The organism is Amycolatopsis palatopharyngis, from assembly GCF_003385185.1.
GTDB lineage: Bacteria > Actinomycetota > Actinomycetes > Mycobacteriales > Pseudonocardiaceae > Amycolatopsis > Amycolatopsis palatopharyngis.
In genome coordinates, this window is record NZ_PQHZ01000008.1 from 60493 (window position 1) to 85990 (window position 25498).

Annotated in this window: 19 protein-coding genes and 1 riboswitch; of the genes, 13 read left to right on the forward strand and 6 right to left on the reverse strand. The window is 68.3% G+C overall.

Translation table 11 applies throughout. From position 1 onward, the window contains the following. The first annotated feature begins 166 nt into the window (after window positions 1-166). From D0C15_RS08390 to cobN, 8 genes are all read left to right on the forward strand, one after another. Window positions 167-2548: a HAMP domain-containing protein gene (locus tag D0C15_RS08390; RefSeq protein WP_116042501.1), complete on the forward strand. Its 2382-nt coding sequence runs from the start codon at window positions 167-169 to the stop codon at window positions 2546-2548. After that, entirely contained in the window at window positions 2523-3941 is a 1419-nt protein-coding gene (gene pgsB, locus D0C15_RS08395) for a poly-gamma-glutamate synthase PgsB (protein ID WP_245975644.1), read from the forward strand. Before D0C15_RS08390 ends, pgsB begins: the two co-directional genes overlap by 26 nt. Further along, complete coding sequence (locus tag D0C15_RS08400; protein ID WP_116042505.1) at window positions 3938-4420, forward strand: poly-gamma-glutamate biosynthesis protein PgsC/CapC; 483 nt, start codon at window positions 3938-3940, stop codon at window positions 4418-4420. Before pgsB ends, D0C15_RS08400 begins: the two co-directional genes overlap by 4 nt. A gap of 12 nt (window positions 4421-4432) precedes the next feature. Further along, window positions 4433-5503 (forward strand): NlpC/P60 family protein, encoded by a 1071-nt coding sequence (locus D0C15_RS08405; RefSeq protein WP_116042507.1) that lies wholly within the window; start codon window positions 4433-4435, stop codon window positions 5501-5503. Between the two features lie 100 nt (window positions 5504-5603). Next, a complete protein-coding gene (locus tag D0C15_RS08410; protein WP_116042510.1) occupies window positions 5604-6563 on the forward strand; it encodes an ABC transporter ATP-binding protein in 960 nt (319 codons plus the stop codon). Then, entirely contained in the window at window positions 6560-7411 is an 852-nt protein-coding gene (locus D0C15_RS08415) for an ABC transporter permease (protein WP_116042512.1), read from the forward strand. The genes D0C15_RS08410 and D0C15_RS08415 overlap by 4 nt, the downstream gene beginning before the upstream one ends. A 7-nt stretch (window positions 7412-7418) precedes the next feature. Then, window positions 7419-7658, forward strand: a complete 240-nt coding sequence (locus D0C15_RS08420) for a helix-turn-helix transcriptional regulator (protein ID WP_116042514.1) — start codon at window positions 7419-7421, stop codon at window positions 7656-7658. Window positions 7659-7806: 148 nt separating this feature from the next. After that, a riboswitch (cobalamin riboswitch) is annotated at window positions 7807-7923 on the forward strand. Between the two features lie 36 nt (window positions 7924-7959). After that, window positions 7960-11580 carry a cobaltochelatase subunit CobN gene (cobN, locus tag D0C15_RS08425; protein WP_116042517.1) on the forward strand — a complete coding sequence of 1207 codons (3621 nt, stop codon included), beginning with the start codon at window positions 7960-7962 and terminating at the stop codon, window positions 11578-11580. A 30-nt stretch (window positions 11581-11610) separates the two neighbouring features. Here cobN and D0C15_RS08430 read toward each other — a convergent pair whose 3' ends face one another. Next, window positions 11611-11997 carry a DUF7715 family protein gene (locus D0C15_RS08430; protein ID WP_116042519.1) on the reverse strand — a complete coding sequence of 129 codons (387 nt, stop codon included), beginning with the start codon at window positions 11995-11997 and terminating at the stop codon, window positions 11611-11613. A 185-nt stretch (window positions 11998-12182) separates the two neighbouring features. Continuing rightward, window positions 12183-13856 carry a dihydroxy-acid dehydratase gene (gene ilvD / locus D0C15_RS08435; protein WP_116042522.1) on the reverse strand — a complete coding sequence of 558 codons (1674 nt, stop codon included), beginning with the start codon at window positions 13854-13856 and terminating at the stop codon, window positions 12183-12185. A gap of 113 nt (window positions 13857-13969) precedes the next feature. Here ilvD and D0C15_RS08440 point away from each other — a divergent pair, with 113 nt between their 5' ends. Further along, entirely contained in the window at window positions 13970-16387 is a 2418-nt protein-coding gene (locus D0C15_RS08440) for a Tex family protein (RefSeq protein ID WP_425455368.1), read from the forward strand. 56 nt (window positions 16388-16443) lie between these two features. Beyond that, complete coding sequence (locus D0C15_RS08445) at window positions 16444-16899, forward strand: GreA/GreB family elongation factor (protein ID WP_116042525.1); 456 nt, start codon at window positions 16444-16446, stop codon at window positions 16897-16899. A 132-nt stretch (window positions 16900-17031) separates the two neighbouring features. Here the strand turns inward: D0C15_RS08445 and D0C15_RS08450 are convergent, their stop codons facing one another. From D0C15_RS08450 to D0C15_RS08460, 3 genes are all read right to left on the reverse strand, one after another. After that, entirely contained in the window at window positions 17032-17937 is a 906-nt protein-coding gene (locus D0C15_RS08450; RefSeq protein ID WP_116042527.1) for an AurF N-oxygenase family protein, read from the reverse strand. Between the two features lie 137 nt (window positions 17938-18074). Continuing rightward, entirely contained in the window at window positions 18075-18344 is a 270-nt protein-coding gene (locus D0C15_RS08455) for a hypothetical protein (RefSeq protein WP_116042530.1), read from the reverse strand. A gap of 44 nt (window positions 18345-18388) precedes the next feature. Beyond that, entirely contained in the window at window positions 18389-19465 is a 1077-nt protein-coding gene (locus D0C15_RS08460) for an AraC family transcriptional regulator (RefSeq protein ID WP_116042532.1), read from the reverse strand. A gap of 118 nt (window positions 19466-19583) precedes the next feature. Here D0C15_RS08460 and D0C15_RS08465 point away from each other — a divergent pair, with 118 nt between their 5' ends. The 3 genes from D0C15_RS08465 to D0C15_RS08475 all read left to right on the forward strand — a co-directional run bounded on the left by D0C15_RS08465 (window position 19584) and on the right by D0C15_RS08475 (window position 24740). After that, window positions 19584-21296 (forward strand): GMC oxidoreductase, encoded by a 1713-nt coding sequence (locus tag D0C15_RS08465; protein ID WP_116042774.1) that lies wholly within the window; start codon window positions 19584-19586, stop codon window positions 21294-21296. 55 nt (window positions 21297-21351) lie between these two features. Further along, a complete protein-coding gene (locus D0C15_RS08470; RefSeq protein WP_116042534.1) occupies window positions 21352-21573 on the forward strand; it encodes an RNA-binding S4 domain-containing protein in 222 nt (73 codons plus the stop codon). Window positions 21574-21734: 161 nt separating this feature from the next. Further along, window positions 21735-24740 (forward strand): AfsR/SARP family transcriptional regulator, encoded by a 3006-nt coding sequence (locus D0C15_RS08475; RefSeq protein WP_245975645.1) that lies wholly within the window; start codon window positions 21735-21737, stop codon window positions 24738-24740. On the opposite strand, the gene D0C15_RS35435 is transcribed toward D0C15_RS08475, so the two are convergent. Continuing rightward, window positions 24718-25293 (reverse strand): M23 family metallopeptidase, encoded by a 576-nt coding sequence (locus tag D0C15_RS35435; protein ID WP_116042536.1) that lies wholly within the window; start codon window positions 25291-25293, stop codon window positions 24718-24720. The genes D0C15_RS08475 and D0C15_RS35435 overlap by 23 nt on opposite strands. Between the last annotated feature and the right edge of the window lie 205 nt (window positions 25294-25498).

Here is a 25498-nt window from a genome sequence, read left to right on the forward strand (position 1 = left end):
TACGACCAACCGGGCCGCTACTCTGCAACCTCGGAACCATCCGATCGGGGGACAAGACGGTCAGCCAAGTGCGGTTCGGCTTGCCAGTTGACGACTATCTGTCACATGTAATGCGGATAAGGTCGGGGCGAACCCCCGAACCGGTGAACGAAAGGATCCGGGGGTTGTGGACCAGGGAACGGCCGATCGCGCCCGGAAGCAATCAAGAGCCACCGGGCAACAGCTCACTGAAGCGGCCTTTCCCTCGCGGCTGTCGGGAGGCTCAACCGCAACGTTTGTCCTGCTCCTGCTGATCGCCTCGTTCTGCGCGACTTACCTGATCAACGGTCCACGAGAACTGTTCGGGAACGCGGAGTCCGCACTGGTGGACCCGCATATCGCTGCCGAACAGCTGCGGGCGACAGAGTCACTCGCCGCATCGGTAGCCATCTCCGCGACCGATGCGGCAAGGGATCTGCGGGTTGCCACGGAGTCGGGTGTGCTTGCCACGGAGAACACAGAGCGGCTGCTGGCCACCCTGAGCGAGACATACCCACACTGGCGCGGACTCGCCGTACTCGACTCGGCAACCGGGGCACTGCTGGCCGCTCGAGGGGAAACGATTCCCGCGGAGGGCCTGCGCGACCTGCAGGTCGACAACGTCACGGTGCAGCCCGTCGTCCGCTCTGGTGGCAGCACGATCGTGCTGACCACGACCCCCCTGGCCGGATCAAACGCCGGAAAGCTGCTCGTCAGTTCGGTCGGACTGCGAGACCCGGCTCCGCAGCTGGACGACGGAGTCAACCAACAGATTCGCCTGATCACCGCCGCCGGGACGACGGTGGTACCGGTGGGCGCGAACCGCGCGACCGGACAGGACACCGGACCCACGGCGCCCGTCGACCTGCTCGAACGTGCGACCGTCGCTGCCGCGGCCGGCCAGAGCGGCGTGCTGACTGGGGAGCGCATCACATCCAACGACGCGACGGACAACGCGAGGGTTCCGGTCGTGTCCTACGCCCCGGTCGTGCACGACAACGCCGCGGGCATGCTGGGGCTTTCGGTGGTATCGGTGGCCGACATCCCAATACGCGCCGGACCGACCACCTGGCCCGGACTCGTCCCCGCAGTGTCCCTGATTGTCCTCGCCACGATCTGCCTGCTGCTACTGCGCCGCGGCCTCGAATCCCCGATCCTGCGCCTACGCACCGACGCCATCACCATCGCGGCAGGGAACCTTCGCCACCCGATCCGCCAGTCACGCAGTGCGGAGGTCCGGCGGATCACTGCCGCTATGGAACGCTGCCGGTTACGGCTTCGTGGCTCTGATCGCCGACCAGCGAAGCGCGTGCCACGTCGTGCCATCCGCGCGAATGCCGTGCTAGTCGTGCTCCTGTGCGCGCTCCTCTCCTGGTCGGCGACGGTCGCCGCGACCATCGGCACCAGGCAGGCAGACCCATCCGTCTCGATAATCAGCGAGCACGACTTGCGGGTAAGCAGGGCGGCCGAAACGGTCCGTAGGGGCATGTCCGAGGGCCTGTCCGATCTCCGCGCCGCAGCCCGACTCGGCACCGATCCGGACCGGTTGCAATCGATGATCACCGAGTTGAGCAGACCCGGTAGCCGCTTTCGCAGCGTGTACCTCGCCGACTCCTCGGGCGCAGTGCTGCAACATGCCGGCCGGGACCCGCTACGCGCACCGGAGAACATTCCCGCAGGCGACGGCCTGCGCCAGCACAACACCAGCGGCAGGGTCCCCATCGTGGTGGCGCATGCCGAACTCACGGAGGCAGGCCAGTTCCTGGTCGGCGAGTACGACGTCACCCGCATCGCCGCGCTGATGCGAATCGAGTCAGGGCGGACCCGGTTGGTGGACGACGGAGGTAGAACAATCGCCGACACCGAGGGGTTCCTCGCCTTCGAGCAGCTTCCCGACGGCCCGTTGCGCAACAGTGCCGAGTCGGCGATTTCCGGTGAACCGGCCCGCACCGCGACCGAGACGGCGCTGATCGCTGCCCTGCCGGTGGCGACCGACGGCAGTGTTGCCGATCTGGGCTGGGCCTTGATCGCTGAACAGCCGCTTGGCTCACTGCTGGCCGCAGAGAACCGAGTCAGCGACGGCGCACTTGTCGCGAGCCTGCTCACTGCGGTTGTCGCGCTGATGATGTTCGGCTGGCATCACCTCATGCTCGTGCGGCCACTGCGCCGGGTTGCCGAATCCGTCGAAGCACTGGCCGCCGGCGACACCAGGACGGTGATCTACCCGCAGCGGCACGACGCCATCGGCACCATCGCTTGTTGCGTGGAAGTCTGCAGGCAAGCGATGCAGGAGGGTCTCGGCAAGCTCGGCTCCTCCCGCAGGCCGACCGGAGCCGCGACAGATCCGACACGCTTGTTGCGCTCACTGTCCGAGGTGGACGGTGGAAGTGATGTCCAGCTCGGCGATCCGGCACGGGGGGCGGCTGAACGGGCAGCGACGAGGCGACCGGAGTACCGACGAGGCGGCGCCGCGCGCAAGCCACCCGTGAGGCGAGGCCCCGTACGTGCCGGTCAACGAAACGAGCGCTGACGTGCTCTACCTCTACGTCGTTCTGGTTCTTGCCTGCCTCGCGCTGCTGGTGGCGGGAGTCCGCGAGCAGCGCACCCACTACGTCAACCTTCGAGCGATCCCTACCCGTGTCCTAGTGAACGGGATCCGCGGCAAGAGTTCGATCACCCGACTGTGCGCGGGCGCGCTTCGTGGCGGCGGACTGGTCACCACCGCGAAGACCACCGGAACCGCGGCCCGGTTCATCCACCCCGACGGCAGCGAAGAACCGGTCTACCGCAAGTTCGAGATCGCCAACGTGGTGGAGCAGATCGGCATCGTCCGGCGTGCCGCCGCTTATCGCCCCAACGTGCTGGTGATGGAGTGCATGGCCGTCATGCCGGACCTTCAGGAGATCAACCAGACGAAGCTGATTCAGTCCACCATTGGCGTGCTGTGCAACGTCCGGGAGGACCATCTCGCCGAGATGGGGCCAACGCTGGACGATGTCGCCCGGTCGCTGAGCCGCTCGATGCCGATCGGCGGCATCTGCGTGACCGCGGAGCGGGAGCGGCTGGACATCCTTCGAGAGGAAGCGGCCAAGCGCGACTGCGAGCTCGTGGTCGCCGACCCGGAGTCGGTGACCGATGAGGAGATGAGCGGGTTCGACTGGATCACTTTCAAGGAGAACGTCGCAATCGCCCTGGCGGTGGCCGACCTGCTGCAGGTCAACCGGCAGTCAGCACTGGAGGGCATGTGGGCGGCACCGCCGGATCCCGGAGTCCTGCGGGTGCACAGCTATCTGTCCGGCGGCAAACGGCTGCGCTTCGCGAACGTGTTCGCCGCGAACGACCCTGAGTCCACCCGAATGAACGTCGAACAACTGCGCGGCCAGGGTGCGATCGACGACCCGATGCACGTGGTGATCAACTGTCGACCCGACAGGGTGGAGCGCAACGCGCAGATGGGCGCACTCATCGCAGACCTCGACCCGGAGCGGGTTCTGCTGCTCGGCGAGCCGACTCGCAGTGCTCGCACCGCGATTGGCCCGCAGTGGCAGGAACGCGTGCTCGATCTGGGTGGCAGCCGAACCGGGAACGAACTCGTCGCCGCGGTCCTCGACGGCATCGACCAGCACGCCTCACTCGTAGCAATCGGCAACATCCACGGCCAGGGCGAGCTGCTGATCGAAGCACTCAGCGAGCTGCCGCAGGCACGCACGGAAGAACCGCCACCGGTGCCGCCACCACCGCCTCCACCGGTACGGATGCCCCCGCCTCCGGTGCGGATGCCTGCACCGCCACCCGCTGCCCCGCAACGGCCACACTCCTACCAGCGGCATTTCGGCGAACTGCCGATCGGAAGGCACGCGCCTGTCCAACCTCCGCAGACGCGCCGGCGGACAGGACCACCGCGCAGACAGGGTCGAATATGATCACCAACACCCTGGCACCAGAGGTAGCGACCATCGGCCTCGCGATCGGCCTGGTGCTCTCGCTGGTCTGCTACCTGACGACGAACCTCTCCCCGGGAGGGATGATCACCCCCGGCTGGCTCGCCCTGACCCTGGTCGAGGACTACCGCAGGGCCGCGGTCATCGTACTGATGACGGCCCTTACCTACGGCGGCACGAAGGTGCTGCAACGGGTAGTAATCCTGTATGGGAAGCGGTTGTTCGCCGCTGTGGTCCTACTGGGAGTCGTACTCCAGGCGACGCTGCTGCTGGTTCTGCAGACCGGCTATCCGCTCCTGCTCCCGCATCAAACCCTCGGCTTCGTCGTACCAGGCCTGATCGCCTACCAACTTGTGCGACAACGTCCCGTTTCGACTGTTCTGGCCACCACCGCCGTCAGCCTGGTCAGCTACGCCGTACTGATCAGCGGCGTACTGGTCGGGCTCGTACCGACCCTGTAACCGGAGGCGACCGTGCGCAGCAATCATCGCAGATCCAGAAGTCTCAGGACCGCGCTGCTCGTCGCGGTGATCGCGGTATCGGGAACGACGGCCGTGTACCTGGCTCGGCAGGACCAGGCGCAAACGGACATCACCGTGATCTCCGCCCACGAAGGGGCGGCTCGTGCGTCAGAGGGGACGGCTCGTAGGTCGGAGGGCGCGGCTCGTGCGTCGAAGGACTACACCTTCGAACGCATATCCGATCCGGCGAGGACGCTAGTACGCGCGGCATCGGGAGCGCTCGTAGCCACCTTCACCGACGACGCCCGCTCCGTCGCGGTCCAAGGACCCGTACGCACGTTCACTGAGCCCCAGCACACCGATGCCTCGGTCACCACCACCGTATGGGTCCGTCTCGCCCCCCAGCCGTGGCGCGCGGGCGCCGAGGACGAGGAATGGTTCCGTCCCTGGCTGGACAGTGTCATCGATGACGAACGCCCGGACATTCTCGCCTTCGCCATGGACTACGTCATCGGCACCTCGGACGAGCGGAACGAACAGGATCTGCGATACATCGGGGACGCGACGTTCGGCCCGGACAGCGCCGAGGGCAGGCTCGAGGCCTCGGATTTCTACGACTACCTGGGTGTGCCGTGGTCGTTCCCGGACGGGGTGACGAAGTCGGCAACGCCCAAACGATATGGGTCGGTCGACTGCTCGGGATATCTCAGGCTGGTGTACGGCTACAGGGCAGGTTACCCACTGCGCGGCTCGAACACTGCGGGAGAGGGCCTGCCGCGACGTGCTTGGGCCATGTCCGAACTGGGTCCCGGTGCACAGGTCATCGCCGACACAGGGCAACGAGCCACCAGCTACACACGCCTCCAACCGGGAGACCTCGTGTTCTTCAACCTCGACCCGTACGATGGCCCCCAAGTGGATCACTCCGGCATCTATCTCGGCCTCGACAGCGACGGCCACCATCGGATCGTGTCCAGCCGGGAACTCGCCAACGGTCCGACCCTCGGGGACTACGGCGGCAAGTCGCTGCTGGACCAGAACGGGCTCTACTCGAAGGCCTTCCGCGCCGCCAAGCGACTCTGATTTCAACAGGGACAGCAACCCATCACCCTCAATATCCCTGCAACCAGATGTAGTACATGTGCTATCTTTCGGGGCATACATCGGATCTTAGGTGGGGGTAATGAAGTTTTCCGATCAACTCGCGTTGGACGTCCGTGATCTGCGCATGCGTTACGGCGCCAAGGATGTCCTGCGCGGCGTGACATTCCAGGCGCATAAGGGCGAGGTGCTCGCGCTTCTCGGTCCCAACGGTGCGGGCAAGACGACGACCATCGAAATTCTTGAAGGCTTCCGGAGGCGCTCGGCAGGCGAGGTCAGCGTGCTCGGCGTCGACCCGGCCGACGGCGACGAGGCGTGGCGGGCCAAGCTGGGCATCGTCCTGCAATCCTGGCGCGACCACAGCAAATGGCGCATCCGGGAACTCCTGGCCCACCTCGGCAGCTTCTACGCGCCTTACTCGACAGAGCAGCGACAGCGGCCGTGGGACCCGGACGAGCTGATCGAAGCGGTCGGCCTGAGCGAGCATGCGAACAAGAAGAGCAAGCAGCTCTCCGGCGGGCAGCGCCGCAGACTGGACGTCGCCATCGGCATCGTCGGCCGGCCCGAACTGCTGTTCCTCGACGAGCCGACCACCGGTTTCGACCCGGAGGCCCGGCGCGAGTTCCACGATCTGGTCGCCCGGCTCGCCGACGACCAGGAGACCACCATCCTGCTCACCACCCACGACCTGGACGAGGCGGAGAAACTCGCCGACCGGATCCTGATTCTGTCCGGCGGAAACATCATCGCCAACGGCTCGGCGGACGCGCTCAGCAGGCAGGTCGAAGGCGCGGCGGAAGTCCGCTGGACGAGGGACGGGCAGCGGTTCGTGCACTCCTCGACCGAGTCGACGCAGTTCGTCCACGACCTGTTCAAGCAGTACGGCGACGCGATCGGCGAACTCGAGGTGCGCAGGGCCTCCCTGGAGGACACGTACGTGACGATGGTCCGCCAGGCGGAGTCCGGCCACGACGAAGCGGCCGCGCAGGTGTTCGCGGTCCAGAACAGCGACGCGCAGCCCCTGGAAGGACACGTGGCATGAACCCGACACTGAACGCGATTCGCGCCGGGATCACCCGCGGCAAGGTCGAGTCCCGGCAGATGCTGACCAACAGCGAGGACCTGGGCAGCACGCTCGTCTTCACGACCATCTTCATCGTGGTGATGGTGCTCATGCGCGGTTCCACCGTGCCCGGGACGGATTTCTCCCTCGGCACCATGACCGTCCCGAGCGTGCTGGGCATGAGCCTGGTGTTCAGCGGGGTCGTGGGCATCGCCGCGGGACTGAGCGTGGACCGGGAGGACGGAACGCTGTTGCGGGCCAAGGCCATCCCGAACGGGATGCGCGGTTACCTGGTCGGCAGGGTCGTCTCCTCCTCCGCCTACGCGGTGTCCGGGCTGCTGCTCACCCTGGTGCCGTGCCTGTTCCTGTTCGATGGCCTGGCCACCGGCGGCCTGACCTCATGGCTGACCCTGGTGTGGGTACTCGCGGTGGGCCTGCTGGCCACGATGCCGCTGGGCGCGATCATCGGTGCTCTGATGCCGAGCCCGCGCAGCATGGGCCTGGTGATGCTGCCGTTCTCGATCCTCACCGCCATCTCGGGGATCTTCTATCCGATCACCGCGCTGCCCGAGTGGGTACAGGGGTTCAGCCAGATCTTCCCGATCTACTGGCTCGGCCTCGGTATGCGCTCGGCGCTGCTGCCGGACTCGATGGCCGCCGTGGAGATCGGCGAGTCGTGGCGGCACCTGGAGACCCTGGGCGTGCTCGGGATCTGGGCTGTGATCGGATACGCCTTGGCGCCGATCGTGCTGCGCAGGATGGCACGACGGGAATCGGGTTCGGCCGTCGCGGCGCGGCGGGAGAAAGCTTTGCAGCAGGTCAGGTGACACGGCGATGAGCGAGACGATCTACAACCGGATCGCGATGCTGCGCGCCGAACGCGGGATCTCGCGCCGCGAGCTGGCCGAGGCACTCGGTGTCCACTACCAGACGGTCGGCTACCTGGAACGGGGCGAGTACAGCCCCAGCCTCTACCTGGCCCTGCGAATCGCGGAGTACTTCGAGGTCCAGGTGGAGGTGATCTTCTCCACCACCCCGTTCCCCCGCATCGGCGGCGCCGAACGCACAGCCTGACCCGACTTTGCAGTTCCGGGGCCCGAGTTTGCAGTTCCGGGGCCCGAGTTTGCAGTTCCGGGGCCCGAGTTTGCAGATCCGGGGCCCGAGTTTGCACTTCGGGGGGCGCGCGTCACCTTGACGGCCGGGTGCGCGAGCCGGAGAGTGAACGACGACCCTACGCGCAGGCAGTGGAGGAACCCGGTGCGATTCCGGGGCGGACCCGCCACTGTCACCGCACTCACGTGCGGGAGCCAGGAACTCCCGCCTGCGCGTATTCACCACCCGGGGCGAGGACTCCCCGGAGAGGAGATTCGCGCGCGTGATCCTTTTGCTGTCCACTTCGGACACAGACCTGCTCAGTGCCCGCGGCAGCGGTGCCGACTATCGCCTGGCCAACCCGTCCCGGCTCGACCTCGCCGACCTGCCCGGCCTGCTCGACGGGGCGGACATCGTCATCGTGCGGATCCTCGGCTCGCCGAAGTCGTGGCAGGAGGGCCTGGACACCATCCGGGCGAGCGGCAAGCACGCCGTGGTGCTCGGCGGCGAGCAGGCCCCGGACGCGGAACTGATGGAGCTCTCGACCACCCCGGCGGGCATCGCCACGCAGGCGCACGTGTACCTGGCCCAGGGCGGCCCGGAGAACCTCACGCAGCTGTTCCACTTCCTCTCCGACACCCTCCTGCTGACCGGGCACGGGTTCGAAGCACCTGCTGAGCAGGCCACCTGGGGCACGCTTTCCCGGGAAAGTGCGGCGAGGCAGGACGCGCCCGTGGTGGCGATCCTCTACTACCGGGCGCATCACCTGTCCGGGAACACGGCGTTCGTGGAGACTCTCGCCGCGCAGATCGAGGCGGCGGGCGGCCGGGCGCTGCCCATCTACTGCGCCTCACTGCGCTCCCGCGAACCGGAGATGATGGCCGCGCTCGCCGAGGCCGACGCACTGCTGGTCACCGTCCTCGCCGCGGGTGGCACCCGTCCGTCGGAGGCGGGGGCCGGTGGCGACGACGAGGCGTGGGACGTCGCCGAGATGGCGGCGCTGGACATCCCGATCCTGCAGGCCCTCTGCCTGACCAGCGACCGCGACACCTGGCAGGACAACGACGAGGGTCTCTCCCCGTTGGACGCCGGGAACCAGATGGCGGTGCCGGAGTTCGACGGCAGGCTCATCACTGTGCCGTTCTCGTTCAAGGAGATGGATGACGACGGCCTCCCCCGCTACGTCCCCGACGCCGAACGCGCGGGCCGGGTGGCCCGGATCGCACTCGCGCACGCCCGCCTCCGGCACACCCCGCCCGGTGACCGCAAGATCGCCCTGATGCTCTCGGCGTACCCGACAAAGCACTCGCGCGTCGGCAACGCGGTCGGGCTGGACACCCCGGCATCCGCCGTCGAACTGCTGCGGCAGATGCGCGACCGTGGCTACGACCTCGGGCCGGACGCGTTCCCCGGTGTCGAGCCGACCGGCGCGCTGCTGCCCGACGGCACACCGCAGCCGGACGGGGACGCGCTGATCCACGCGCTCATCGCCGCGGGAGGGCAGGACCCCGAGTGGCTGACCGAGGAACAGCTGGCCGGCAACCCGATCCGGGTGCCCGCCACGCGCTACCGCGAGTGGTTCGCGACGCTGCCGGAAGAGTTGCGCGCGGCCATGCAGGAGCACTGGGGGCCGCCGCCGGGTGAGTTGTACGTGGACCGCTCCCACGACCCGGAAGGCGAGATCGTGCTGGCCTCGCTGCAGGCGGGCAACGTGGTGCTGATGATCCAGCCGCCGCGCGGGTTCGGCGAGAACCCGGTGGCCATCTACCACAACCCCGACCTGCCGCCGAGCCATCACTACCTTGCGGCCTACCGCTGGCTCGAGGAGGAGTTCGGCGCACACGCCGTGGTGCACCTCGGCAAGCACGGCTCGCTGGAATGGCTGCCCGGCAAGACCGCGGGGCTCTCGGCGTCCTGCGCACCGGATGCGGTACTCGGCGACCTGCCGCTGATCTACCCCTTCCTGATCAACGACCCCGGCGAGGGCGCACAGGCCAAACGGCGGGCGCACGCCACGATCGTGGATCACCTGATCCCGCCGATGGCCAGGGCAGAGAGCTACGGCGACCTCGCGCGGCTGGAGCAGCTGCTGGACGAGTACGCCAACATCTCGGCGATGGACCCGGCCAAACTGCCGGCGATCCGCTCGCAGATCTGGACCCTGATCCAGGCGGCCAAGCTCGACCACGACCTCGGCGTCGAGGAGCGGCCGCACGACGCGGAGTTCGACGACTTCCTGCTGCATATCGACGGTTGGCTGTGCGAGGTCAAGGACGCGCAGATCCGCGACGGCCTGCACATCCTCGGCGCTGCTCCCGTCGGCGAGGCTAGGGTGAACCTGGTGCTGTCGATCCTGCGTGCCCAGCAGATGTGGGGCGGACAGCAGGGTGCGGTGCCGGGGCTGCGCTCGGCGCTGGGGCTGAAAGAGAACGCGCCGATGTCCGATGTGGACGCTGTGGAGAGCACGGCGCACGCACTCGTGCAGGCCATGGAGACCCGCGACTGGTCCCCCGAGGCCGTCCCGGCCGTCTGCGCGGAAGTGCTGCAGGGCGAGGGCGATTCCGACGTCGCGAGGGTGCTGGCGTTCGCCGCCACCGAGGTCGTACCCCGGCTCGCGGGGACAGCGGCGGAGATCGATGCGGTACTGCACGCGCTGGACGGTGGGTACATTCCCGCAGGCCCGAGCGGTTCGCCACTGCGCGGCCTGGTGAACGTGCTGCCGACCGGACGTAACTTCTACACGGTCGATCCGAAGGCGATTCCGAGCAGGCTCGCCTGGGAGACCGGCCAGTCTCTGGCCGACTCGCTGTTGCGCCGCTACCGCGAGGACACCGGCGACTGGCCGCGCTCGGTGGGACTGTCGGTGTGGGGCACGTCCGCGATGCGGACCTCCGGCGACGATGCCGCAGAGGTGCTGGCGCTGCTCGGCGTGCAGCCGCGCTGGGACGAAGCTTCGCGCAGGGTCACCGGCATCGAGGCGATTCCGCTCGCCGAACTCGGCAGGCCGCGAATCGACGTGACCGTCCGGATCAGCGGCTTCTTCCGAGACGCGTTCCCGCATGTCATCGACCTGCTCGACGACGCGGTGCGCCTGGTGGCCGGGCTCGACGAACCCGAGTCGGAGAACTACGTCCGGGCGCACACGCGCGCCGACCTGGACCGCCACGGCGACCAGCGCAGGGCCACCACCCGGATCTTCGGCTCCAAGCCCGGCTCCTACGGCGCTGGCCTGCTGCCGCTGATGGACTCCGGCAACTGGCGCGACGACGCCGACCTCGCCGAGGTGTACGCGGTCTGGGGCGGCTACGCCTACGGCCGCGACCTCGACGGCGCCCCGGCCAGGGAGGACATGGAGAACTCCTATCGGCGGATCGTGGTGGCGGCGAAGAACACCGACACCCGCGAGCACGACATCGCCGACTCCGACGACTACTTCCAGTACCACGGCGGCATGATCGCCACGGTACGTGCGCTGACCGGCAGTGCGCCGGCATCCTATGTGGGCGACAGCACGACGCCCGACGCCGTGCGTACCCGTTCGCTCTCGGAGGAGACGGCGCGGGTGTTCCGGGCGAGGGTGGTCAATCCCCGCTGGCTCACCGCGATGCGCAGGCACGGTTACAAGGGCGCCTTCGAACTGGCGGCCACTGTGGACTACCTGTTCGGCTTCGACGCCACCGCGGGCGTGGTGGACGACTGGATGTACGAGAAGCTTTCGGAGTCCTACGTGCTCGACGCGGAGAACCAGGAGTTCCTGGCGTCGGCGAACCCCTGGGCACTGCGCGGCATCATCGAGCGCCTGAACGAGGCGGCCGACCGCGGCCTGTGGGCCGAGCCGGACCCCGACCTGCTCGACCGGATGCGTGAGGTCTACCTCCGGCTGGAGGGCGACCTGGAGGACTGAGCGCGAGGCCCCCAGTCCGGGGAGAAACGTTCACATTGGCACCTGCCTGAGCTGGATGTCGTCGAGCCGCTTCTCCACGACAACACCGTCGGGCAGGTCCTCCACCACGTCGAGCAGGTAGTCGGTCAACCGGGGCGCCGCATGATGGTTGTATCCCTGCGCCTCCAAACTGGACCGCACGGCCTCGGCATAGTCCGCACGGCTGAAGCCGGCCAGCGTCCGCACCATCGCGGTTGTCGTCGCCCGATGCGAGTTCATCCCGGCGAACCCGCGACCGCAGCCGCAGCCGCCATCCGGATCCTCGCGGTCTCGGCGGCACACCGGAAGGAGCAGCACCAACTCCCCCTCGATGCACCAGTTGTAGTCGTTGTCGCGGGTACCTTGCATCGCCGATGTCGCGACCAGAACCTTCACCATCGCCGCTCCCCTTCCCGTGGGCCCGCCCCTCGCGGACCACCGCTGGATACCTGACTACCAGCGGGGTCCGACAGGGGCTGACCTGCGGGAACGGGAGCCGCGACGGAACTGCAAACTCGCGCACCGAAACTGCAAAGTCGGCCGCCGAAACTGCAAACTCGGGCCCTGAAACTGCAAAGTCGGGGTTAGGAGGTTACGGCGCCGTTGGCTGCTGAGCCGACCAGTTTCGCGTACTTGGCCAGGACGCCGGTGCGGCGCGGGACCTCCGGCTGCTGCCAGCCTTCCTTGCGTTGCTGGAGTTCCGCCGGGTCGATCTCGACGTCGAGGGTGCGCTTTTCCATGTCGAGCACGATCGGGTCGCCGTCGCGGACGAACGCGATCGGGCCACCGTGGGCGGCCTCGGGCGCGACGTGCCCGACGCACAGCCCCGTCGTGCCACCGGAGAAGCGGCCGTCGGTCAGCAGCAGCACGTCCTTGCCGAGACCCGCGCCCTTGATCGCGCCGGTCACGGCCAGCATTTCGCGCATCCCCGGGCCACCGCGCGGACCCTCGTTCTTGATGACGACCACGTCACCGGCCTTGAGCTCGGCGAGTGCGTCCATCGCGGCCTGCTCGCCGTCGAAGACCCTGGCCGTGCCCTCGAACCGCGCCGAGTCGAATCCGGCACTCTTCACCACGGCGCCCTCGGGGGCCAGGCTGCCGTGCAGGATCGTCAGCCCGCCGGTCGGGTGAATGGGGTCGGTCAGTTTGCGGATCACCGAGCCGTCGAGCTCCGGCGGCGCCAGTTCGTCCAGGTTCTCTCGCACCGTACGGCCGGTGACCGTCATGCACTCGCCGTGCAGCAGCCCGGCGTCCAGCAGCGCCTTCATCACCACGGGTACGCCGCCGACGCGGTCCACCGCGGTCATCACGTGCCTGCCGAACGGCTTGACGTCGGCCAGGTGCGGAACCCGGTCGCCGATCCGGGTGAAGTCGTCGAGGGTCAGCTCCACCTCGGCCTCGTGCGCGATGGCCAGCAGGTGCAGCACGGCGTTCGTGGAACCGCCGAGCGCCATGACCACGGCGATGGCGTTCTCGAACGCCTCCTTCGTCATGATGGCGCGCGCCGTGAGCCCGGAACGCAGCATCTCCACGACGGCCTCACCGCTGGCCCTGGCGAAGCCGTCCCGCCTGCGGTCCACCGAGGGCGGGCTCGCCGAGCCGGGCAGCGACATCCCCAGCGCCTCGGCCGCGCAGGCCATCGTGTTGGCCGTGTACATCCCGCCGCAGGCACCCTCACCAGGACAGATGGCGCGCTCGATCTTGTCGACCTGCTCACGGGAGATCAGCCCGCGGGCGCAGGCACCGACGGCCTCGAAGGCGTCGATGATCGTGACCTCCTCGCCGTCCACCGTGCCGGGCAGGATCGTGCCCGCGTAGAGGAACACCGAGGCCACGTCGAGGCGCGCGGCCGACATCAGCATGCCGGGCAGGCTCTTGTCGCACCCGGCGAGCAACACGGTGCCGTCGAGGCGCTCGGCCTCGACCACGGTCTCCACGGAGTCGGCGATCACCTCGCGCGACACCAGGGAGAAGTGCATCCCCTCGTGCCCCATCGAGATCCCGTCGGACACCGAGATCGTGCCGAACTCCATCGGGAATCCGCCGCCCGCGTGCACGCCCTGCTTACTCGCCTCTGCGAGCCGCTGCAGCGACAGGTTGCACGGGGTGATCTCGTTCCACGATGAAGCCACACCGATCTGCGGCTTCGCGAAGTCCTCGTCCCCCATGCCCACAGCGCGGAGCATTCCGCGGGCGGCGGCCCGCTCGATCCCGTCGGTGACCTCACGGCTGCGCGGCTTGATGTCATAGTCGGCCATGCCCTGATGATGCCGCACAGGTCCGTGTTCTTCCCGGCAGGCCGACGGTGCACAATTCTGCGACGGCGTGCAACGCGAACGAGAGAGCGGGATCTGAGGAAGTGGGACAGGACGTGGCGGTGTCTGCGGAAGCTGTACGGCAGTCGATCCACCGGAAGATCGCCGAGGAACTCGGCGTCCGGGAACGGCAGGTCCAGGCGGCCGTCGACCTGCTCGACGGCGGGTCCACGGTGCCGTTCATCGCCCGCTACCGCAAGGAGGTGACCGGCACCCTCGACGACACGCAGCTGCGCACGCTGGAGGAGCGCCTGCGCTACCTGCGCGAGCTGGAGGAGCGCCGCGCGACGATCCTCGACTCCATCCGCGAGCAGGGCAAGCTCGACGACGCGCTCGAGGCCCAGATCCTCGCCGCCGACTCCAAGGCCCGCCTCGAGGACATCTACCTGCCGTACAAGCCCAAGCGCAGGACGAAGGCACAGATCGCCCGTGAGGCCGGTCTGGAGCCGCTCGCCGACGGCCTGCTGAGCGACCCGGACACCGACCCGCAGGCCGCGGCCGCCGTCTTCGTGGACCCGGAGAAGGGTGTCGCCGACGCCGCCGCCGCACTGGACGGTGCGCGCGCGATCCTGGTCGAACGCTTCGCCGAGGACGCGGACCTGATCGGGAACCTGCGCGAGAAGATGTGGTCGCGCGGCAGGCTCGCTTCGAAGGTGCGCGAGGGCAAGGAGGCCGAGGGCTCGAAATTCGCCGACTACTTCGACTTCGCCGAGCCGTTCCCGAAGCTGCCGTCGCACCGGATCCTCGCGATGTTCCGTGGTGAGAAGGAGGAGATCCTCGACCTCACCACCGACCCGACCGACGGAAGCGAGGACGCCGACGCGCTCAAGGCCGGGCCGAGCGAGTACGAGGTCGACATCGCCGCGCGGTTCGGCATCGCCGACCTCGGCAGACCGGCCGACCGCTGGCTGAACGACACGGTGCGCTGGGCGTGGCGGACCAAGATCCTCCTGCACCTGGGTATCGACCTGCGGATGCGCCTGCGGCAGTTCGCCGAGGACGAGGCGGTGCGGGTGTTCGCGTCGAACCTGCGCGACCTGCTCCTCGCGGCCCCCGCGGGCACCAGGGCGACGATGGGGCTCGACCCCGGCTTCCGCACCGGGGTGAAGGTCGCGGTGGTGGACGACACCGGCAAGGTCGTCGCGACCGAGACGATCTACCCGCACAAGCCGCAGGGCAAGTGGACCGACGCGCTGGTGGTGCTGGAGCGGCTCGCGCGCGAGCACAACGTCCAGCTCATCGCCATCGGCAACGGCACAGCGTCGCGGGAGACCGACAAGCTGGCCGGTGAGCTGGTGGCGCTGCGGCCCGAGCTCAAGCTCACCAAGGTGATGGTCTCCGAGGCGGGCGCCTCGGTGTACTCGGCGTCGGCGTTCGCCTCACAGGAGCTGCCCGAGCTGGATGTCTCGCTGCGGGGCGCGGTGTCGATCGCCCGCCGCCTGCAGGACCCGCTGGCCGAACTGGTGAAGATCGACCCGAAGTCCATCGGCGTCGGGCAGTACCAGCACGATCTGGCCGAGTTCAAGCTCTCCCGCTCACTCGACGCCGTGGTCGAGGACTGCGTGAACGCGGTCGGGGTGGATCTCAACACCGCGTCGGCCCCGCTGCTGAGCAGGGTGTCGGGCATCGGCACCGGGCTCGCGGAGAACATCGTGAACCACCGCGACACGAACGGGCCGTTCCGGACCCGGCTCGCCCTCAAAGAGGTCTCCCGCCTCGGCCCCAAGGCCTTCGAGCAGTGCGCGGGCTTCCTGCGGATCAACGGCGGCGACGATCCACTGGACATCTCCGGCGTGCACCCCGAGGCCTACCCGGTCGTGCGTCGCATCGTTACCGCGGCCGGCACCGCCACGCACGAGCTGATCGGCAACTCCCGCGCGATCAAGACGCTGCGCCCTGACGACTTCGTGGACGACACGTTCGGGCTGCCGACCGTCACCGACATCCTGAAGGAGCTGGAGAAGCCGGGTCGCGACCCACGGCCGGAGTTCCGTACCGCCACCTTCGCCGACGGCGTGGAGAAGGTCACGGACCTGGAGCCGGGGATGCGTCTCGAGGGCGTCGTCACGAACGTCGCGGCGTTCGGCGCCTTCGTCGACGTCGGCGTGCACCAGGACGGGCTCGTCCACGTCTCGGCGATGTCGCACAACTTCGTCAAGGACCCGCGCGAGGTGGTCAAGCCCGGTGACGTGGTCAAGGTGAAGGTCCTCGAGGTGGACGTCGAGCGCAAGCGGATCTCGCTGACCCTGCGCCTCGATGACGAGCCCGGCGCCAAGACCAGTGACCAGCGGCGCGCGAAGAGCGGCCAGGGTGGTCAGGGCGGCGGAGATCGGGGCCGTCAGCCGAACCAGAACCAGCGCGGCAGGGCCCAGAGCCAGCAGCGAGGCAAGCAGGACAAGGGTCGTGGTGGTACGGGCGCGGGCGGTAGCGGCGCACTCGCCGACGCGCTACGCCGAGCGGGGTACGGGAAGTAGCCGCCGGGCCGTCATCTGTGTGGCGTACACGCCACTGGACAAGGACAATGGCGGCCATGTCTTCCACAGGTGGTTTGAACCCGGCGACGCGAGCCCGGCTGGAGCAGGAACTCGCCCAGTTGCGGGAGCAGCACACCGCGCTCGCGCCGCGGTTCGGCGAGGAGTCGGTCGGCGACAGCGCCGACCAGGCGGACATGCTGGAGCGCGCCGAGACGGCGGCCTGGATGGAACGACGGATACACGAGATCAAGGAGTTGCTGACCGGCGGCGCTGAAGCGGACTACGCCGTCGCCCCTGGCACCGAGGTGAAGCTGCGCTTCGCCGACGGCAGCGAGGACACGATGCGGATCATCGCGATCGCCGAGGAGGCGGTCGACGATGCCGACGCGCTCACCCTGGACAGCCCGCTCGGCAAGGCAGTCGCGGCCCACGGCCCCGGTGACAAGATCACCTACCGCACCCCCAGCGGTGAAGCCACGGCCGAGATCCTGGAGATGACCCCACCGGCCTAACCCGCCTCCGCCGCGCCCTCCGAGGAGTTCCCCAATGTGGCTTTCGGGACGTTGGAGTACCCGAATGCCACATTGGGGACGTTGAAGTACCCCAATGCCACATTGGGGAACTCCTCTGCCGCTGGCGGGCGCTCAGATCAGGTGGGCTCGGCGCCAGAGGCCGGTGGTGGGGCCGCCGATCAAGCCCTGCTCCCGGAGGAACGGCACGACCTTCTCCCCCATCCAGCGGCGTGTCTGGTGAAAGTGCGGGTTGGCGAGCGCGGCGGCGCGGCCCTCAGCGGGCCGGATACCGACGCTGGCATACACCTTCGGGTCGATCAGGCACTCGATCACGGCATAGGACACGACACCGGTGCGCCAGCGGTGCAGGCTCCGGCCCGCCCGCGAGAGCCCCGGCATGGTCCTGGCGACCTCCTCCCGCGCGTACCGCACGTGCCTGGCCTCCTCCACGACGTGGATGCGGTTCACGGCGCGGATGAGCGGCTGGATGTTCTCGTCGTCCATCATCGAGCGCTGCAGCCGGTCCGTGGTCTCCTCCGCGACGAGCACACTCGCGAACATCGAGGGCCCGCTCGCGGTGGCCTTGAACAGCCGCGCGAGATTGTGCACCAGCCGGGGCGGCCCGTACCGGGGCACGCCGAGGCGCTCTGCCGCCCTGGCGAACATCACCGAGTGCCTGGTCTCGTCGCCGATCTCGGTGAGCGCGTACTGGGCGTGCGCACTGCGCGGGTCGAGATCGTACGCATATCGGGTGAGCATCTGTATCAGGCAGATCTCGAACCACAGCCCGACGCTCATGATGCTGGCCATCTCGTGCTTGGACAGTTCGATCCGCTGCTGCTCGCTCAGCGTCCGCCACAGGTCGGTTCCGTACAGCGACACCCGCTCCAGCGGCATGAACGGCTTGCCCTCGACCAGCGGAGCGTCCCAGTCGACGTCCAGGTCCGGATCATAGGAGTTGCGCGCCGATGAGGTCAGCAGCCGCGCGGCTGTGACCTGTGGATCTCTGGATTGTTCTGCCCGGCCCGTTGTCGCCATCGCCACTCTCCTCGCCGAGATAGCGGGTACATCACGTACTCGATACCTGGAGGGTACATCTTGTATCTGTTACTGGAACCTCAGCCTGGTCGGCATGTGCCGTGCGGTGGCGGCATGGAACTGGCCCCGACCAGCCACTACCGCCGGACACGCCGCAGACAGAACGCCACTGACCCGACGGCCACCGCGGCCAGTAGCACCACCGCGGCGACCACCCCGACGGCGAAACCAGGGCCCACCGGTGCGGCCACTTCGAAGACGGCATCCCTCGTCAGGATCCGGCAGCCGTTCTCGGTGATCTCGAACCCGGTGGCGCCGCGGTACCCCAAACCGTTCTCAAGGCAGTCGCGGTACCAGGAGCCGGTGATCGCGGCCCAGACCAGCACGACGGCCGCGAGTACCGCCACCGAACCCGCACCGCGCGTCGAGCACGGAGCCGATCTCCCCTGCCTCACCCGGCTCGGCCGCCGGCGGACCCCGCTGAGCCGGGCAGCGCGGGCCTGCGCCGCCTGGCATAGGCCGACGGCGTCATCCCCTTCCACCGTTTGAACGCGTAGATGAAACTGGACGCCTCGGCGTACCCGAGGCGCACCGCGACGTCCTCCACCGAGAGCGCCCCCGTGCCCAGCAGTTCCTCGGCCAGCGCCTGGCGGACCTCGTCGACCAGCGTGCGGTAGCTGGTGCCCGCCTCGGTCAACCTGCGCCGCAGGGTTCGCGGGCTCATGGCCAGCTCGCGGGCGAGCCGGTCCATGCCCGTATGTGGCCCGGTACGCAGCAGGCGTTCCCTGACCTCGTGCGCGATCCCCGTCCTCGCCCGGCGCCGCGCGACCATCTCGGCACACTGCGCCATGCAGATCGCCACCGTGTGCTGATTGGCCTGTGGCAGCGCCTGGTCGAGATACGCGGCGTCGAAGCTGAGGGCCACGACGCCGGAACCAAAGACCGGCTCGATTCCGAAGACCTCCAGATAGGGGTCGATGCCTGGCGGGCGCGGCCCACACAGTTCGAGGCCGAGCAGCGAGATGGCCGGAAGCAGATCGCGCATCATCGTGTGGATCGCGGCGAGGTCGCGTAGGGCGAGAAACCCGTCGACGTCTTCGGGCACCCGCTCGTTGTGCAGTGCCAGCGTGACCCGTCCGGCGTCCACGGTGATCTGGGGAATGCTGAACGTGAAACTGAGATCGAGGTAGCGCAGGGCGAACACCATCGCGTCGCGCAGTGTGGGGCTGCTGATGCAGGCGAAGCCGAAGATGCCGAACGTGGTGAGGTGATAGCGCCGTCCTAGATCGACCGCCGTCGCACTGTCGTCCCCCAGCGCGGCCACGAGTGCGCGCACCACATCCAGTTCCTGCCTGGCATCGACCTGCAGCTCGGGATCGACCAGATCCGCCTCCCGCAGCCCGGAACCGCGCAGCAGTTCGGCCACGGGGACACCGCGCTGCCCGGCGAACTCGGACATCAGCAGGATGCTTGCCGGGGTTCGCGGGAAGTCCCAGTCGCGGACGGCCGGGACGGCGAGTTCGGGCATGACCGGAATTATGGATCCAAGGGGCCTGGCCACTCCACCGGGGGACTTGGCCGGTTTTCTCGATTCGCTGACCTGTGTTGCACTTCACTCGCCCGAATCGGGGTTCTACGGTCTCGCCATGACGAAGTGGGATTCCGACTCCGACTACGACGTGCTGGTGATCGGCTCCGGGTTCGGTGGCAGCGTGACCGCGCTCCGTCTGACCGAGAAGGGCTACCGGGTCGGCGTACTGGAGACCGGGCGCCGCTTCGCCGACGACGAGTTCGCCAGGACCTCGTGGCGACTGCGCAAATACCTGTGGGCACCCAAATTCGGCTGTTTCGGCATCCAGCGGCTCACCCTGCTGAAGAACACCTTCGTGATGAGCGGCTCCGGTGTCGGCGGGGGTTCACTGGTGTACGCCAACACGCTCTACGAGCCGCCGGACACCTTCTACTCCGACCCGCAGTGGGCCCACATCACCGACTGGAAGGCCGAACTCGGCCCGCACTACGACCAGGCTTCCCGGATGCTCGGTGTGACCGAGAACCCGGCGACCACCCCGGCCGACCGCGTGCTGCGCGAGGTCGCCGAAGACATGGGAATCGGTCACACCTATCGCAGAACCCCTGTCGGCGTGTTCTTCGGACCGCCCGGCACCACGCAGGGCGAGAGCGTGGCGGACCCCTTCTTCGGCGGGGCCGGGCCGCGGCGGCGCACATGCACCCACTGCGGGGAGTGCATGACCGGCTGCCGGCACGGCGCGAAGAACACCCTGGTCAAGAACTACCTTTACCTGGCGGAACAGGCAGGCGCGGAGGTACACCCGCTGACCACGGCGGTGGACGTCCGGCCACTGGCCGGCGGCGGCTACCGGGTGTACACCGAGCGGACCGGGCGCTGGCTGCGCAGGGCCTCGCGCACGTTCACCGCCGATCAGGTGGTCTTCGCCGCGGCGTCGCTGGGCACACAGCGATTGCTGCACACGTTGAAGGAAACCGGCGCGCTGCCCAGGATCTCCCCGCGTCTCGGCATGCTCGCCAGGACGAACTCGGAAGCAGTGCTGGCCGCGCGCTCCCTGCGCTCCGACACCGACTTCACCAAGGGTGTCGCCATCACCTCCTCCATCCACCCCGACGCCGTGACCCATGTGGAACCCGTGCGGTACGGCAAGGGCAGCAACTTCATGGGTCTGCTCACCACCGCGCTGGTGGACGCGGAGCCGGGACGGCGTCGCTGGGTGCTCGGGCTGCGGGAACTCTGGCGACAGCGGAGGCAGTTGCACCGCCTGCACAACCCCCGCCGCTGGTCGGAGCGGATGATCGGGTTGCTCGTCATGCAGACGCTGGACAACTCGGTCACCACCTACACCCGACGCGGCCTGCTCGGCAGGCGGATGACCACCCGGCAGGGCGACGGAACGCCGAGTCCGGAATGGATCCCCGCCGGAAACGAGGTCACCCGCAGGGTGGCCGAGAAGATCGGCGGTCTCGCACAGGGCGCCTGGACCGACATGTTCAACATCCCGATCACCGGCCACTTCATCGGCGGCTGCGCGATAGGTGATTCGCCCTCCACCGGAGTCGTCGATCCCTACCAGCGCCTCTACGGGCACGAAGGCGTGCACGTGGTCGATGGCTCCGCCATCTCGGCCAACCTCGGCGTCAACCCGTCGCTGACGATCACCGCACAGGCCGAGCGGGCGATGGCCTTCTGGCCGAACAAGGGCGAACCGGACCCGCGACCGCCGCTGGGGGCGGCCTACCAGCGACTCAGCCCGATACCGCCGAAACGCCCGGCCGTGCCAGATTTCGCGCCGGGCGCGCTGCGGTTGCCGATCACCCCGGTCTGAGGTGCCAGGGGGTGCGATTCGTTCGCGCCCACCGGTCGTGCGCGATGATGGGGACATGTCCAGCGTTCGCGACGTCACGATCAACGAAGAGCCCATCAAACTCGGCCAGTTCCTGAAACTGGCCGGCCTCGCCGACGACGGATCCCACGCGCGCGTCCTGCTCGAGGCGGGCGACGTCACGGTGAACGGCGAGCCCGAGCACCGGCGCGGACGCCAGTTGCGTGGCGGCGACGTGGTCGCCATCGAGGCCGAGCGCGCCCGGGTCGTCCTCGCCTGACAGCACGGCTGAACGGCAAACGAGTGAAACTCGAGTTCTTTTCGGAATACGGAGCGCGACCGAGTCGCAAATAATACCCAAAGTATTCGACAAGTCTGGTAATCGCTGTCCACGAGTCCTACGATCCGGGCAACTGGGCTCCTGCCTCCTGGGCGGTACACGTGATTGCGATTCCTTTTCGTGTTCTGGGCCCGCTCGAAGCCGGTATCGGCGAGCGGGCGGTGCCACTCGGTGGCCCGAAGCCGCGCATGCTGCTGGCCACCCTGCTGCTGCAGCCGAACTCGGTGGTGGCCACCGATGTGCTGATCGACGTGCTGTGGCCGGACCGGGCGCCGCGCTCGGCGGCAGCCAACGTCCGCACCTACGTGCACACCCTGCGCAGGCGGCTCGACGAGAGCGGCGGTCAGCTCGGCGAACGCCTGCGGAGCCGCTCCTGGGGCTACGTCCTGACCCTGAAGCCGACCGAGCTCGACTGCTCGGTCTTCGAGCAGCACGTGGCAGCCGGCCGCCGTGCACTGGCCACCGGCGACACCGGGGCGGCCCTGTCAGAGCTGGACGCCGCCAGCGGACTGTGGCGCGGGCACCTGCTGGAGGATCTGCCGCACAGCCACGCCTGGGCCTCGCGGCTCGCTCGGCTCACCGAACTCCGGCTGTCCGCCGAGGAACAACGGCTGCGGCTGCGAATCGAGCAGGGCGGGCACTGCGACGCGATCGCCGAACTACGTGGCCTGCTCACCGAACATCCGCTGCGTGAGGAGCTCTGGCAGCAGCTGATCGTGGCGCTGGACGCGAGCGGCAGGCGGGCGGAGGCCCTGCACGTCTACGCCGAGGCGGAACAGGTTCTGCTGGACGAGCTCGATGCGGAACCCGGCCCCGCCCTGCGGGAGCTACGGACGAGGCTGGCCGGCGACTCGAAGAAGGGGCAGCGCACCACAGGTGCCGATCGCTGCCCGCTGCCCGTCCGCCAGCTGCCAATGGACCTGCCCGACTTCACCGGCAGAGCCCGGCTCATCGGTGAACTCACGCGACTGCTGCGGGAGAACAACCGGCGCGGCGTGCCGACGGTCGCCGTGCTGTCCGGGCCACCGGGAGCAGGAAAATCCGCGCTGGCCGTGCACGTCGCCCATGCGGTCAGCGGCGCCTTCCCCGACGGTCAGCTGCATATCGACCTCGCAGGCACCTCCGCCGCTGCACGCAGCCCGCTGGACGTGCTCGCCGAGGTGCTGCGGGCACTCGGGGTACCGGACACGGCCATGCCACGCGGACTCGGCGAGCGCTCGGCGCTACTGCGTTCCCGGCTCGCCCGCCGACGCCTCTGCGTCGTCCTCGACGACGCCGCCTGTGCCGCTCAGGTGCGGCCGTTGCTGCCGGGAACAGGTGGCTGCGCCGTTGTCGTGACCAGCCGGGTGCGTATGCCGGACCTCGAATGCGCCTACCCGGTGGAGGTCGGCGTGCTGCCGGAGGAGGACGCGTTCCGGCTGCTCACCGGAATCGTCGGCGCCCAGAGGTCGGCGGCGGAACCTGCCGGCATCGCGACCCTCCTGGACTACTGCGGCCACCTCCCGCTCGCCATCCGGGTGGCCGGGGCCCGGCTCGTCCACCGTCCTTCGTGGACGGTAAGTACACTCGCGCTGCGCCTGCACGACGAGCGGCGCAGGCTCGACGAACTCCGGCTCGGCGACCTCGAAGTACGCGCCAGCGTGGGACTGAGCTATGACCAGCTCCCCGCCGAGGCCGCCCTGGCTTTCCGCCTGCTGGCTTTGCTCGGGCCCGTGCGGTTTCCCGGATGGATGCCCGCCGCACTACTCGGCCGCGCCGCTGCCGACGACGTACTGGACACCCTCGTCGACGCGCATCTGGTCGAACCCGTAGGCGCGGACGCCACCGGCGCGCCCCGATACCGGCTGCACGATCTGCTGCGCTGTTACGCCGCAGACAAGTCCCGTTTGGACAGTGTGGACGACCGCAGGGCAGCTGTTCGCCGTGCGCTCGAGGGCTACCTGGCACTCGCGCTCGAGACGGTCGAGGCGATGCCGATCCATTTCTTCGGCATGAGCTCCGCGGGCAGGTACACCGCGACCTGGTCCCCATTACCCGAGCGTCCGTTGCCGGGGCACCTCCGCGAAGGGGACCCGGCCGCATGGTTCGAGGCGGAACATCGCTGGGTAGTTTCGGCGATCGAACTAGCCGCGCGTTGGGGACTCGACGAGCTGGCATGGCGGCTGACCGCCGCATTCACGCCGTTCTTCGACCTACGAGGACATCAGGACGACTGGCAGCACACACATGCGACAGCGCTCGCCGCCGCACGCCGGACTGGTGATCATCTCGGGCAGGCCGTGATTCTGCGCAATCTCGGACAGGTTCACCTCTACCAGGATTCCTACGACGCGGCCCACGCCGCGTTCAGCGAGGCGGCCGATCTGTTCCGGAAGGCAGGCGACGACCGGGGTGTCGCGATCGCCCTGGCCGGACAGGGCAGCGTGCAGCGGATACTGGGCGAGTACGACGAGGCCATCGGGCACTGTCACGAAGCACTCGAGCTGTTCGAGTCGGCGGGCGATCGGCACGGCGAGGCGGTCGCGCGGATCGCCGTGGGCTCGGTGTGGCTCGCACTCGGCTGTTTCGCCTGCGCGGGACGCTGGTTCACCGACGCCCGGAAGCTGTCCGCGACGATCGGGGACCAGCACCGGGAGGCGCACGCCCTCAAACGCCTCGCGGCACTGGAACAGCACCGCGGAAACCTCGGACAGGCCAGAGAACTGGTGGACCGAGCGATCGCGATCTTCCATGAGCTCGGGGACGACCACTGCGTCGGCTACGCCAACCAGAATCTCGGCGAGCTCAACCTCTGCAGCGGCGACCTGGCCCACGCCCGGCTACTGCTGGTGAACTCGATGAGTGTGCACCGCCGCAACGGCGACCGCCGGTCCCAGGCACAGGTCGCCGAACTGCTCGGGCAGCTGTACGACAAGCTCGGCAGGCGCGAACAGTCGCGGCGGTACTTCGACCACGCGCTCGCCATCTGGCGCGACCTCGAGCCCGAACCAGCGGAGAGCTGCGCCACGAAACGCGCTTTCCCGGGAAAGCGCGGTGGTTGCGCGTGCATAGATGCCGCTTTCCCGGGAAAGTGCGACGATCAGGTCAGCAGCCGGTACTGCTCGTGATCGTGGTGTTGCCGAAGTACCTGATCGCGACTCCGTTGAGCACAACGCGCTTCACGACACCGTTGAGGCGCTGTTCATAGTGCAGATGGGGACCGGTGGATCCGCCCGTGCTGCCCACCTTGCCGATGATCGTTCCGGTGCTCACGCGCTGGCCCACCGAGACGTTGAACGAGTTCAGATGCGCGTACAGCGTCTTCCAGCCCTCGGCGTGCCGGACGACGATGTACTTGCCGTAACTGGTGTTGCCGAGGTTGCGGACGATCTCCACCGTGCCCGCGGCACTCGAGCGCACGTTCTTGTTCAGCGCGTCGCCGCGCTGGAAGTCCACCGAATTCTGCGGATTGTGATTGGTGCGGGTGTTGGCGTTCCACACCTGGCCGCAGTCGAAGGGCGTCCGCAGGTTCACCGCCTGTATGCCGACGTCCCCGGAACCGGTGGCCGCGCTGACATCGGTGGCGCCCGCGGTCGCGCTGACCGGAGTCGCGAGCGCGAGCACGGCTGCCGTGCCCGCGACGACACCGGCGAGAGATCTCCTGGCGGTCGACAGTCTCATGTTGTTCCTCATTCCGGATCGTGACAAACGAGAAGCAAAGAACAACATCGGCGAATACAAGTTCCGTACAAATCTATGCGAATGACAGGCGGAGGTGGTTGGGAGTTTTTTATGAATATGTTGGGAGTTCGCCCAGGCTCGCGAAATCCCTTCACCGGCGGCCGGAAAGTGAGCAGAATCGGTTTCCACCCCACCGCCGGAGGCT